Source organism: Legionella bozemanae (assembly GCF_001648595.1).
In the GTDB taxonomy this organism is placed as follows: domain Bacteria; phylum Pseudomonadota; class Gammaproteobacteria; order Legionellales; family Legionellaceae; genus Legionella; species Legionella bozemanae.
This window is the reverse complement of sequence record NZ_LBAW01000005.1, coordinates 39,644-51,821: the sequence shown is the minus strand read 5'-3', so window position 1 is coordinate 51,821 and position 12,178 is coordinate 39,644. Positions and strand designations below refer to the sequence as shown.

The window sequence follows — 12,178 nt, the reverse complement described above, 5'->3', positions numbered from 1 at the left end:
GTAGAAGATTCAGTATTCAAAATTACTCATTTCCAGCCAAATGTTTTTTCAACAGAGTATTGATTTGTTCCGGGTTTGCCTTTCCTTTGGTTTGTTTCATAATTTGTCCGACAAAGAATGCCAATAATTTTTCTTTTCCTGCCCGGTAATCCGCTGTTTGTTCCGGATATTGTTGAATTAATTTAATAATCAGTTCCTCCCAGGCAGCAGTATCATCTACCTGCTGATATCCCTCACGTTCGATAATTGCTTCAATATCTTTTTCACCAGCCCACAATAAGGTAAAAATAGCTCGTGCATGGTTTAAAGAAATAGCCCGATCATGCAGTTTATCGAGTAGATTTGCAATTAATTCTGCGGATATACGCGGGGTATCAAAGGTCAAGTTCTCTTCATTTAAAGCAGCAGCATATTGGCCCTTTAACCAATTAATAATCATTTTTTCAGGAGCACGGCATTGCGCTTTAACTGATTTAAAAAACTGGTAAGCTGCTGGCGAAGAAAGAATAAAATTAATATCCTCTTCATTTAGAGAAGGTATATTTTTTAATTCATTATGAATTTTATCGGGCAAATCAGGTAAATTATTTTTTACTTCAGCAATGAGGAATCGAGGAATTTGTATTGGTAATAAATCGGGATCTGGAAAATATCGATAATCATTTTCATTCTCTTTACTACGCATCGCATGTGTTGTGTGCGTGCCAGGATTATAAAGACGAGTTTCTTGAATTACTTGTTTTCCACCTTCAAGTATATCCTGATGCCGTGCTTGTTCATAAGCGATGGCTTTTTCAATAAAACGGAATGAGTTCAAGTTTTTCAATTCAGTTCGTGTTCCTAAAACAGAAGATCCTTTAGGCTTTAAAGATAGGTTGACATCACAGCGGAAATTTCCTTCTTGCATATTCCCATCACAAATGCCTAAAAACTGAACCAATTGATGTAGTTTTTTGAGGTAGCTCACTGCTTCATGACTGGAAAACAAACAGGGGGTAGTTACTATTTCCAATAAGGGTGTGCCTGCTCGATTAAGATCGATGCCACTGTAACCCGAATGCACTCCATGCAATGATTTGCCTGCATCTTCTTCCAAATGGGCACGTACAATTAAAATGTCTTTTTCACTGCCGTCATTCAAAGCAATTGTCAATTTACCATTGCTGACTATGGGTTTTTGAAATTGACTGATTTGATAGCCTTTGGGTAAGTCTGGATAAAAATAGTTTTTACGCTCAAAAACAGATTGATCATTAATGTCTGCTTGAATCGCTAAACCAAACCGAATCGCCATAATGACTGCTTCCTGATTTAATACGGGTAAAACCCCAGGAAATCCTGCATCGATAAAGCAGGTTTGAGAGTTAGGGGAGGAACCAAAAGCAGTTGCTGCGCCAGAAAAAAGCTTTGATTTTGTTTTTAGCTGAATATGTACTTCAAGGCCAATGACTGTATCCCATTCCATAATGCACCTTTATTGGTTTGGACTGGCCAAATGCCAGTTGGTCTGTTGTTGATAATGATGAGCTATCTGGAGCAAGCGGCTTTCACCAAAATGTTTGCTCATAAGTTGCAAGCCTATAGGTAACTCTTTAGAGAAGCCTGCAGGTATGGAAATTGCGGGAAGTCCAGCAAGATTAGCAGCCACAGTAAATACATCAGCCAGGTAATTTTGAATTGGATCAGCAATTTTTTCACCAAGTTTAAAGGCACATGTTGGGGATGTTGGTCCAAGAATAACGTCAACAGAATTCAATTTTGTGACAAGTTCCTCTTGAATAAGCCGACGAATTTTTTGTGCCTGTAAATAATAGGCATCGAAATAACCCGATGACAGCACATGTGTTCCAGTAAGAATTCGACGTTTCACTTCAATACCAAAGCCTTCACTGCGAGTATTGCGGATGAGCTCGGTTAATGTAGGTGCATTGTCACTGCGATAACCAAAACGCAAACCATCATAACGTGATAAATTTGACGAAGCTTCAGCGCACGCGACCACATAGTAACAAGGTACCCATAAAGGTTGGAGTTCTAAATTAACATGAATAATTTCGGCACCCATACTTTCAAAAATTTTTACTGCTTCAAGAATCGCATCTTGTATTTCTTGGTCTACTTGCGGTTGAAAAAAACACGAAGGTAATCCAATTTTTAATTTGGATAAAGGCTTATTGAGTTCAGCATAATAATCAGGAATTGTGGTATCGACCGAGGTAGAGTCTTTGGAGTCAAATCCCACCATAGCTTGAAGCACCAATGCGAGATCCTCAGCACTTCTGGCCAAAGGTCCTGCCTGATCCAGACTGGATGCATAAGCAATCATTCCATAGCGAGAAATGAGTCCATAAGTGGGTTTAATTCCACTAATTCCACATAGGGCTGCAGGTTGGCGTATTGAGCCTCCAGTGTCAGAACCTATAGCAAAAGGGATCAAACCGGCAGCTACGGCTGCTGCTGAACCACCAGAAGAGCCGCCAGGTACCCGTTCTTTATTCCATGGATTTTTTACAGCACCAAAGTAGCTGTTTTCATTAGACGAGCCCATGGCAAATTCGTCCATATTGGTTTTACCTATCAGAATCGATCCTTGTTCAAGTAACTTACTGGCTAAAGTCGCTTCATAGGGAGACTGGAAATGTTCAAGCATTTTAGACCCACAAGTAGTTGGCATACGCTTGGTACAAAATAAATCTTTCAGAGCCATAGGGATGCCAGTAAGGATTTTATCATCTCCATTTTTTAACTTATGATCTGCTTTTTGAGCCTCAAGAAGAGCATGTTCTTCATCTAAACTGATAAAAGAATTTAAATCGTTATGCTTTTGAATTTGTTTTAGGTAGTGTTGAGTTAATTCAACACTAGAGAGTTTGCGATGATGTAAAGCCTGAGATAATTGCTTTAATGATAAATTTTCCATGATTATTTACTCTGCTCTATAACTTGAGGTACTAAGTAAAGATCTTGTTCAAATTGTGGTGCAAGGGCCTCTAATTCAACCAGACAATTTCCTTCAGTAACTGCATCAGGTCTTAAACGCTGACTTAAGGCAAGAGGATGAAAAAGTGGTTCCACTTCTTGGGTATTAACAGAGCGCAATTGTTCGACAAAATTCATGATCGCATTAATATCTTCAATTAATTTTGGTGAATGTTCTACATCCGTATCCAGGTAGGCTAGTTGAGAAATTTTTTCTAAATCTTTTGCTGAGATGGTCATAAAATGGTACCTCACAGAGTTAACGCCATATTATAACGAGGATGTTATAACTTATAAATATAATTGTAGTCTGAATGATTGGTAGCCTGGGTGCAGCGCGGCGAAACCCGGGTTTTCTAAAACGAATATCCGATCCCGGGTTTCGCTGCGCTGCACCCAGGCTACAGTTAACTGCAATAATCGAATTACTTTTTGAGGTAAGGAAATTCATCTTGCAATAGGTGAATTACATGGTGTAGTTGCTCCTTGCTTTTTACAATAAGAAGCACGGTATCATCACCAGCGATTGTGCCTAATATACCCGAGTTTTGGGCTATTTGAGATGAATAGGATACGAATTTTCTATCAATAAAAAAAGCCAGGCTATTCGCATTGCCAGGATGTGTATGCAGTACGATAAGGCCATAATCGGATACTTGCATATTTAATACCAAAGGCAAGTTGGGCATATTGAAATCCACTACTTGATAAGTACCTCCTATTTTCGCAATTTTTAATTTTTTCAATCTTCGCGATAGGGTTGCCTGAGGAATAGTATAACCCCGTTCCTTTAAACTGTTTTGTAAATCAATTTGTTCCGCAATTTTCTCAGTTTGCACAATATTTAATATATGCCCATCAAGAGCAGCATCTTGACTCATTTATATCTCCACTTTATTTATAGCGCCCCCCACTAAGTTCGATACATCGTTGCAAGCTCGTTCGGCTCAGTCATGTACTTGAGTACACTCCTTCACCTCACTTTACTTGCGCCTTGTCTAGAATTTAGTGGAAGACGCCATATGCTTATGTGAATGCAAAATCATTTTTAATGAAATTATATTCAAAATACCTTGACAGGGCAAGTCAAGGTTGATAAATTTAAAAAACGCATAAAAACTGGATTTATATTCAAATGAAACAAATATTCTTTACATTTTTAGCAGGTTTTTCCTTTTTGGTTTCTTTGTGTTATGCAAGGATTCCCAATGAAAGTGTTCAATATATTCATTTTGCAGTAGCTGCAGAATATCCACCATTTGAATACAATGATCATGGTGAAATCAAAGGGTTTGATATTGATTTAGCACGTCTGATTGCAAAAAAGCTGGGTAAGGAAGCAATGTTTGATACCATGCAATTCAGCAGTATTTTACCTGCTTTAAGTACAGGCCAGGTTGATACAGCGATTTCTACGATTACCATTACAGAGCAGCGAAAAAAGAATTTTGATTTTACTAAGCCTTATTATTTTGAAAGTATGGCTGCTGTTTTTCCTGAAAAAAAACCGATTAACGATGTAAAACAATTAGCTGATAAAAAAATTGCAGTTCAATTAGGCAGCACCATGGAAATTTGGTTAAAAAAGAATATGCCAAAAACCAGTCTTTTAGTAATGGATAATCACAATCAAACCATCGCAGCCCTAAAGGCTGGTCATGTTGATTTGGTTCTCGTTGATGGAGTGCAAGGTGCAGTATTTAGTCAGAAAAATCCTGGATTATCCTTTGCGATTCTTGCTCAATCAGCAGATGGCTATGGTTTGGTATTGAAAAAGAATTCTGAATTAACTCACAAAATAAATCATATTTTATATGCGTTAGAGCAAAGTGGTGAGCTTGCTGCACTCAAGAAAAAATGGTTGGAGGACACAAAATGGACGAATTAAAACAAAATGTCCTCTATATTGGCGAGGGAACTTTAGTTACTTTGATTCTGTTATTTGGTGGACTATTGATAGGGACTTTATTAGGAACAGTACTCGCTTTATTGCGATACCAAGGGATTATGAAGCCAATAATAAATGGATTTATTTCGATAATGAGAGGGACTCCAGTAATTTTACAACTTAGTTTTATTTATTTTGCTGCACCTGCATTAATCGGCATCAAGGCAAATATTTTAGCAGCAGGGCTTTTAACTTTTGGTTTGAACAGTTCCGCTTATATTGCCGAGATTCTGAGAGCAGGAATAGAGCATTTGCCAAAAGGCCAGTTTGAGGCAGCAAAAACGCTGCAAATACCTGGCTTTTATCTATGGAAGGATATTGTTTTGCCTCAAGTGATTAAGAATATTTTTCCCGCATACATTAATGAAATGATTGCACTGTTGAAAGAAACTGCTTTGATTGCGACTATAGGAGGAATGGACTTGATGCGCAGAGCTCAATCGGTGGCTGCAGAGCAATTTACCTATTTTGTTCCACTGTGCATTGCGGGTGGTTTTTACTATGGGATGGTCCTTTTGATTGAGTTCCTGGGCAAGAAAATGGAACAAAGGAGGCTTTATGTTAGCCATTAATCAAGCCTGCAAATATTTTGGCTCACTCACCGTATTAAATAATATTAACTTAAACGTACAAGCACAAACAGTAGTTGGTTTGGCTGGGCCATCTGGAAGTGGAAAATCCACGTTATTGCGTTGCATACAACAATTAGAAACTTTGGATTCAGGTACGATTGAAGTAGCAGGTCAAAGTGGTTTTATGTTTCAGGATTTCCAGCTTTTTCCACATATGACTGTGATGCAAAATTTGGTGTATGCGCCTCGTTTACACAACAAAATGTTGAATCACGAAGAGCAGGCACAGATGTTACTGCTGAGTTTGGGAATTAGCCATAAAGCATCGGCCTATCCACACCAATTGTCTGGTGGGCAAAAGCAACGTGTTGCTTTAGCACGAAGCTTAATGATGAAACCCAATTTATTACTTTGTGATGAGCCTACATCGGGTCTTGATCTGGCAACGATTGATGAAGTGATTAGCTTATTAAATTCAGTGAAATCTTTAGGGGTTACGATGGTGATTGCATCCCACGATCTTGATTTCTTAAGCAAAATGTCAGATCGACTAATTATTCTAAAAGGAGGGCAATTAGTCACGGATGTAGTGCCCAAAGAGTTGGCTGAACCTATTTTACATTTAAAACAATACTACCAGGAGTAAACCATGACTGAATCGATTAAAAAAATTGTCCTTGCCTATTCGGGCGGCCTGGATACTTCAGTAATGATTCCATGGCTTAAAGAACATTACCAGCAGGCAGAGATTATCGCAATGGTTTGTGATTTAGGACAAAATGAAGATTTAACGGCGATTAAAGAAAAAGCAATAAAAAGCGGTGCCTCAAAAGCCTACGTGATGAATGTTCAAGGTGAGTTTGTTAGCGACTATCTGTGGCGATTGGTCAAGGCAGGAGCACTTTATGAAAACCAATATGTTCTAGGTACTATTTCTCGGCCGCTCATTGCCAAAAAACTGGTTGAAATTGCCCTGTTGGAAAAAGCTGATGCCGTTGCTCATGGAGCTACTGGAAAAGGTAATGACCAGGTTCGTTTTGAATATACGGTAAAAGCTTTGGCTCCAGAACTTAAAATTATCGCGCCCTGGAGATCCTGGAAAATTAAGTCCAGACAAGAGGCGATTGAATACGCCAAATTACATGGTATTGACGTTCCAGTTACACCGAAGTCACCTTACTCACGCGATCATAATCTTTGGTATATTTCTCATGAAGGTGGTGTTTTAGAAGATCCAGCACAACCCCAGCCTGATGATTTATTATTGATGACTGCATCTTTGGAACAATCGCCAGATAATTCAGAATTAGTGAGTATTGATTTTGACCATGGCGTTCCCGTTGCGTTGAATGCTAAAAAAATGAGTTCGGTGGAATTGCTCAAAGAGTTAAATAAAATTGCAGGTGCTCATGGAATTGGGGTGGCTGACATTGTAGAAAACCGATTGGTTGGAATGAAAATCAGAGGAATATATGAAGCACCTGCGGCCGCTGTTCTTTATAAGGCACATCAAATGCTTGAAAGCTTGTGTCTTGACCGGTCAACGTTGCATTTAAAACAGTCCTTACAGCAAACTTATGCCAATCTTGTTTATGAGGGACGATGGTTTTCCCAAACCAAAAATGCGTTGGATGCATTGATTGATGTAACACAACAGCACATGACTGGAACTGTAAGTTTGCAATTATTCAAAGGGAACATCATTCCTTATGGAATGCATTCTCCATTTAGTTTGCATGATCCTGCATTGGCTACTTTTGAAGAGGATAGTGTTTACAACCAACAGGATGCTGAAGGATTTATAAATTTATTTTCTTTATCAGCGCAGGTGTATGGCAAGGTACATAAAGGAGATAAATAATGGTTGCTCATAAAACATGGGGAGGGCGATTCAAAAAAGAACTCGATCCAGGTGTTATGCATTTTAATGCTTCTTTGGCTTTTGATAAGGTGCTCTATGCTCACGATATCGTTGGGAGTCAAGCACATGCAAAAATGCTTGCACGACAAAAGCTTATTTCTGACAGTGAAGCAGATTTGATTTGTAATGGGCTGGAAGAAATATGCCATGAAATAGAAAAGGGGCTCCATGAATTTGATGAGTCTTGTGAAGATATTCATATGTTTGTGGAGCAATTACTTATCGCTAAAATTGGTGATGTAGGTAAAAAGCTGCATACAGGTCGAAGTCGAAATGATCAGGTTGCCCTGGATTTAAGATTGTATTCGCGTGATGCAGGCTTGCAGGTTTATCTGCTTATTCAGCGTTTAAACCAGGCCTTGGAAAAGCTGGAAAATCATCATGCTAAAGATAAAATTCCAGGTTATACCCATTTGCAGCAAGCTCAGCCAATTTATTTAGGACAATTTTTTGCTGCTTATATAGCAATGTTTCAACGTGATTTAGGACGTTTACACGACTGGCATACACGAATGAACTTCTCGCCTTTAGGCGCTGGTGCTTTAGCAGGAAGTAATCTACCTCTCGACCGACAATGGGTCGCAGAAACCTTGGGTTTTAATGGGGTGATTGAGAATACACTGGACGCAGTAAGTGATCGAGACTTTATTATTGAGTTTTGTTCTGTTGCTTCAATTGTTATGATGCACTTGTCACGGCTCGCTGAAGATTTGATTCTTTGGGCTACTCAAGAGTTTGGTTTTATTACTCTAGATGATGCTTTTGCTACCGGCTCATCGTTGATGCCTAACAAGAAAAATCCTGATGTTCTGGAGTTAATCAGAGGTAAAAGCGGTCGAGTTTTTGGGCATTTAATGGGTATTCTAACAGTAATGAAAGGATTGCCGCTTGCATATAACAAGGACATGCAAGAAGATAAAGAATGCCTCTTTGACACAGTAAATACCTTGACTGCATGCTTGGAAATCATTGCTCCTTTTCTTGAAAGCGTGCAATTTAATACGAAAGTGATGGAACAGAAAGCCAATAGTGGCTTTCTGAATGCTACTGCAGTTTTAGAGTCCTTAGTAGTGCAAGGAGTGCCTTTTAGGGATGCACATCATCAGGTGGGTTTGTGGGTTCAGGAAGCAATAGATAAAAACTGCTCTCTTGATGAAATTGTTAAAAATCAATCGTGAATAATGTAGCCTGGGTACAGGCTACATTGCATCTAAACGACGAGATTCTTGCAGAACCCCATTTTTAAAGTAGAATGAGGGTACATCATAATTATTCAATCGAGTTAGTCATTCATGTTGCGGCATTATAAAACCCAAAGGGGCGTTAAAGTAGAGTGTTCTCAGACACCTCTAGATTACCAACAAGGTATTGAAAATCTTCTTGAGCATTTAGATGCGCAAAGAGGAGCTTTATTTGCTTCAAGTTTTGAATATCCAGGGCGTTATACCTGTTGGGATATCGGCTTTTATAATCCACCTCTGGCTGTTATTTGCAAGCAGAATTTAATTCAAATTGATGCCTTAAACCAACGTGGCAAAATATTATTAACTTTTATTACTCCATTGTTGGAGAATGAAGAGTCCTTAGAAATTGCAGCGCAAAATGATGAATTGTTGCAAATCAAAATTAAGCCCTCGGAAAGAGTTTTCAGCGAAGAAGAACGCAGCCAACAGCCTTCAGTATTTACAGTAATCCGTCTGATATTGTCCTTTTTTAAATTGGAAAATGAATCTTATTTGGGATTATATGGCGCTTTAGGTTTTGATTTGATTTTTCAATTTGAAGAGTTACAAAAGCATAAAGAAAGAGAACTGTCTCAAAGAGATATGGTTCTTTACTTACCTGATGAAATTTATGTAGTGAATCATCGTAAAGAAGAAGCTTTTCTTCGACGTTATGATTTTCAATTTCAAGGTCGATCAACAAAATCTTTGGCGAGAGAGGGCGTTTCTGCGGCATACCAATCACCTAACAAACCCGAAAAAGAATGTGATCATATGCCAGGTGAATATGCACAGGTTGTAAATACAGCCAAGGAACGTTTTGCTTGTGGTGATTTGTTCGAAGTAGTTCCAAGTCAGACTTTTTATACCCATTATAAAGAGCAGCCTTCTTCTTTATTCAAACAAATGCGTCAATTAAATCCCTCACCTTATGGCTTTTTTATTAATTTGGGTGACGAAGAGTATTTGGTCGGTGCATCTCCAGAAATGTATGTGCGGGTTCAGGGACGAAGAGTTGAAACTTGCCCAATTTCCGGCACGATTAAACGGGGTGCTGATGCAATTGAAGATGCAGAAAATATTCAGATCTTATTGGATTCAAAAAAAGAAGAATCTGAATTAACCATGTGCACTGATGTGGATAGAAATGATAAATCCCGTATTTGTGAAGCAGGCTCTGTGAAAGTCATTGGGCGTAGACAAATTGAAATGTATTCGCGATTGATTCATACCGTGGATCATGTTGAAGGCATTTTAAGGGAAAATTTTGATGCGGTAGATGCTTTTTTAACTCATATGTGGGTCGTTACTGTGACGGGCGCGCCTAAAATTTGGGCCCTTAATTTTATTGAAGAACATGAAAAATCCCCGCGCAAATGGTATGCTGGTGCTGTAGGATGGTTTGGTTTCGATGGAAATTTAAATACAGGTCTGGTTTTAAGAACTGTGCGCATCGAAAAAGGAATTGCTGAAATTCGTGTGGGTGCTACCTTGCTTTATGATTCAGTTCCTGAAGCTGAAGAGCAGGAGACGCGCTTAAAAGCATCAGCTTTTTTAGACATGCTGCAAAAGCGAGAGACTAACATTCAAGCAGAGACAGCGCATTTGCCTTTGATTGGAAGGGGTAAGCACGTCTTACTTATCGATCACCAGGATTCGTTTGTACATACTTTAGCAAATTATTTCCGTCAAACTGGAGCAGAAGTGAGTACAATTCGGTTTGATAAGGCGTTACAGTATTTACAAAATCAAAAGTACGATCTTGTTGTTTTATCTCCAGGACCTGGTAAACCCAGTGATTTTAATCTCTCTCAAACAATTGCTGCTGTTATTTCTCATCGCATTCCTTTATTCGGAGTGTGTTTAGGCTTGCAGGGAATTGTTGAGCATTTTGGTGGCATTTTGGATGTTCTAGAATATCCCATGCATGGTAAGCCATCCATCATAAAAGTCGTAGATGATCCCAAATTATTCTCAGGCTTGGGAGAGTGTTTTAAAGCAGGGAGGTATCATTCACTCTATGCACGTTTAAATGCGATGCCAAAAGAGTTGAAGGTTACTGCTATGAGTGATGACGGGATTGTGATGGCTATTTCTCACCAGCAATTACCTATTCACGCAGTTCAATTTCATCCTGAAACTATATTGTCTTTAGTGAATCAGGCTGGATTTAAAATTATCAACAATTTGATGGAGATGATTTAACGCAATGCGCAATAAGATATTAATGCTTTATGCTGTATCTTTTGTTTTGGGTATTGTAGTTGGCCTTGTTGGCTCAACATTTCGATTATCAATCGATGTGTTGGGCAACTTGTTAGATAATTTTTTTCATTTACTTAGTCTTCATGGATGGCCATCTGGATTGATTTCGGGGTTGGTCTCTATGGCTATGGTTTATGCGGCCTATTATGCTGTAAAGCAGTTTGCTCCTGAAGCATCAGGAAGTGGTGTACCGGAGATTGAAGGTGCATTACTTCATTTAAGACGCATATCTTGGCGTCGCTTATTACCCGTAAAATTCTTTTTTGGTATTTTGGCACTCTCTGCAAAAATGATTTTGGGACGAGAAGGCCCCACGATCCATATAGGCGGTAGCTTAGGGGAAATGCTAGGTGGTCTGTTTAACCTGACACGACGTAGAAAGGATAGTTTGATTGCTGCAGGAGCCGCTGCAGGTTTAGCAGTGGCATTTAATGCTCCTCTGGCCGGAGTTATTTTTGTCATGGAAGAAATGCGTAACCAGTTCAACTATTCTTTTACCAGTTTTAGTATGGTGGTTATTTGTTGTATCACAGCTACAGTCATTCTTGATTTAATCATTGGTCCCCAGCCAACGATCCCCATGAATGTATTTGAATTCCCTCATCTTGATTCTTTATGGTTATTTGCTCTATTTGGCATCGTGGTAGGCTTTGTAGGGCTTTTATTTAATCTCTCATTGGTAGGTACCCTAACGCTCCTGGATAAACTTACTTCAAGACAAAAAACATGTTACGTGCTGACGGTAGGATTTTTGATTGGCTATTTAGCAGTGCATCATCCAGCAGCCGTAGGTGGCGGTATGCACATTATTCATCAGGCATTAACCCTGTCGCCAGGATTTGGTCTTTTGCTTTTTCTTTTAGCAGTACGATTTATAGGAACCATGGCATGCTATGGAACAGCGGTTCCGGGAGGAATTTTTGCTCCTATCCTTTCTTTAGGGACACTTCTTGGTTTAGCGATATTCCATATTTTAGAAATATTACATATTGAATTTTTAACCCAACCTGGAATGTTTGCAGTTGCAGGAATGGCCGCACTTTTTGCCTCATCGACGCGTTCACCAATAACTGGCGCAGTATTGGTGGTCGAAATGACTCATAATTATTATTTAATATTCCCTGTGATGATGGCATGTATTACTGCAACTATTGTGCTACAGCTCACTCCGAATGGACCTATCTATGAGCAATTATTAAATCGTTCTCTTCATACTAAGAAAATTACACCTAACTAAATAACGTGTATTGTAGCCTGGGCTACAATACAT

Annotated in this window: 11 protein-coding genes; 7 read left to right on the top strand and 4 right to left on the bottom strand. The window is 39.0% G+C overall.

Annotated features, from left to right (window positions below):
• Positions 1–22 precede the first annotated feature (22 nt).
• From gatB to A8O27_RS05790, 4 genes are all read right to left on the bottom strand, one after another.
• On the bottom strand, positions 23–1,465 hold the full coding sequence (gene gatB, locus A8O27_RS05805) for an Asp-tRNA(Asn)/Glu-tRNA(Gln) amidotransferase subunit GatB (RefSeq protein WP_058459304.1): 1,443 nt from the start codon (positions 1,463–1,465) through the stop codon (positions 23–25).
• 9 nt (positions 1,466–1,474) lie between these two features.
• Entirely contained in the window at positions 1,475–2,920 is a 1,446-nt protein-coding gene (gatA, locus tag A8O27_RS05800) for an Asp-tRNA(Asn)/Glu-tRNA(Gln) amidotransferase subunit GatA (protein ID WP_058459305.1), read from the bottom strand.
• Between the two features lie 2 nt (positions 2,921–2,922).
• Positions 2,923–3,219 (bottom strand): Asp-tRNA(Asn)/Glu-tRNA(Gln) amidotransferase subunit GatC, encoded by a 297-nt coding sequence (gene gatC / locus A8O27_RS05795; RefSeq protein ID WP_058459306.1) that lies wholly within the window; start codon positions 3,217–3,219, stop codon positions 2,923–2,925.
• Positions 3,220–3,404: 185 nt separating this feature from the next.
• Complete coding sequence (locus A8O27_RS05790; protein ID WP_058459307.1) at positions 3,405–3,860, bottom strand: arginine repressor; 456 nt, start codon at positions 3,858–3,860, stop codon at positions 3,405–3,407.
• Between the two features lie 254 nt (positions 3,861–4,114).
• On the opposite strand from A8O27_RS05790, the gene A8O27_RS05785 reads away from it, so the two are divergent.
• The 7 genes from A8O27_RS05785 (at position 4,115) to clcA (ending at position 12,145) form a co-directional block, all read left to right on the top strand.
• On the top strand, positions 4,115–4,867 hold the full coding sequence (locus tag A8O27_RS05785) for a substrate-binding periplasmic protein (protein ID WP_058459308.1): 753 nt from the start codon (positions 4,115–4,117) through the stop codon (positions 4,865–4,867).
• A complete protein-coding gene (locus A8O27_RS05780; protein WP_058459309.1) occupies positions 4,855–5,499 on the top strand; it encodes an amino acid ABC transporter permease in 645 nt (214 codons plus the stop codon). The genes A8O27_RS05785 and A8O27_RS05780 overlap by 13 nt, the downstream gene beginning before the upstream one ends.
• Positions 5,486–6,145 (top strand): amino acid ABC transporter ATP-binding protein, encoded by a 660-nt coding sequence (locus tag A8O27_RS05775; RefSeq protein WP_058459310.1) that lies wholly within the window; start codon positions 5,486–5,488, stop codon positions 6,143–6,145. Before A8O27_RS05780 ends, A8O27_RS05775 begins: the two co-directional genes overlap by 14 nt.
• A gap of 3 nt (positions 6,146–6,148) precedes the next feature.
• Positions 6,149–7,360, top strand: coding sequence for an argininosuccinate synthase (locus tag A8O27_RS05770; protein WP_058459311.1), 1,212 nt, complete (start codon positions 6,149–6,151; stop codon positions 7,358–7,360).
• Positions 7,360–8,598, top strand: coding sequence for an argininosuccinate lyase (gene argH / locus A8O27_RS05765; RefSeq protein WP_058459312.1), 1,239 nt, complete (start codon positions 7,360–7,362; stop codon positions 8,596–8,598). The genes A8O27_RS05770 and argH overlap by 1 nt, the downstream gene beginning before the upstream one ends.
• A gap of 114 nt (positions 8,599–8,712) precedes the next feature.
• Positions 8,713–10,848, top strand: coding sequence for an anthranilate synthase component I (locus A8O27_RS05760; protein ID WP_058459313.1), 2,136 nt, complete (start codon positions 8,713–8,715; stop codon positions 10,846–10,848).
• Between the two features lie 4 nt (positions 10,849–10,852).
• Positions 10,853–12,145: a H(+)/Cl(-) exchange transporter ClcA gene (gene clcA / locus A8O27_RS05755; RefSeq protein WP_058459314.1), complete on the top strand. Its 1,293-nt coding sequence runs from the start codon at positions 10,853–10,855 to the stop codon at positions 12,143–12,145.
• Positions 12,146–12,178 lie beyond the last annotated feature (33 nt).

Coding starts and splice junctions, on each gene's coding strand:
- gatB (WP_058459304.1), bottom strand. CDS start 1,465: ATGGAATGGGATACAGTCATTGGCCTTGAAGTACATATTCAGCTAAAA.
- gatA (WP_058459305.1), bottom strand. CDS start 2,920: ATGGAAAATTTATCATTAAAGCAATTATCTCAGGCTTTACATCATCGC.
- gatC (WP_058459306.1), bottom strand. CDS start 3,219: ATGACCATCTCAGCAAAAGATTTAGAAAAAATTTCTCAACTAGCCTAC.
- A8O27_RS05790 (WP_058459307.1), bottom strand. CDS start 3,860: ATGAGTCAAGATGCTGCTCTTGATGGGCATATATTAAATATTGTGCAA.
- A8O27_RS05785 (WP_058459308.1), top strand. CDS start 4,115: ATGAAACAAATATTCTTTACATTTTTAGCAGGTTTTTCCTTTTTGGTT.
- A8O27_RS05780 (WP_058459309.1), top strand. CDS start 4,855: ATGGACGAATTAAAACAAAATGTCCTCTATATTGGCGAGGGAACTTTA.
- A8O27_RS05775 (WP_058459310.1), top strand. CDS start 5,486: ATGTTAGCCATTAATCAAGCCTGCAAATATTTTGGCTCACTCACCGTA.
- A8O27_RS05770 (WP_058459311.1), top strand. CDS start 6,149: ATGACTGAATCGATTAAAAAAATTGTCCTTGCCTATTCGGGCGGCCTG.
- argH (WP_058459312.1), top strand. CDS start 7,360: ATGGTTGCTCATAAAACATGGGGAGGGCGATTCAAAAAAGAACTCGAT.
- A8O27_RS05760 (WP_058459313.1), top strand. CDS start 8,713: ATGTTGCGGCATTATAAAACCCAAAGGGGCGTTAAAGTAGAGTGTTCT.
- clcA (WP_058459314.1), top strand. CDS start 10,853: ATGCGCAATAAGATATTAATGCTTTATGCTGTATCTTTTGTTTTGGGT.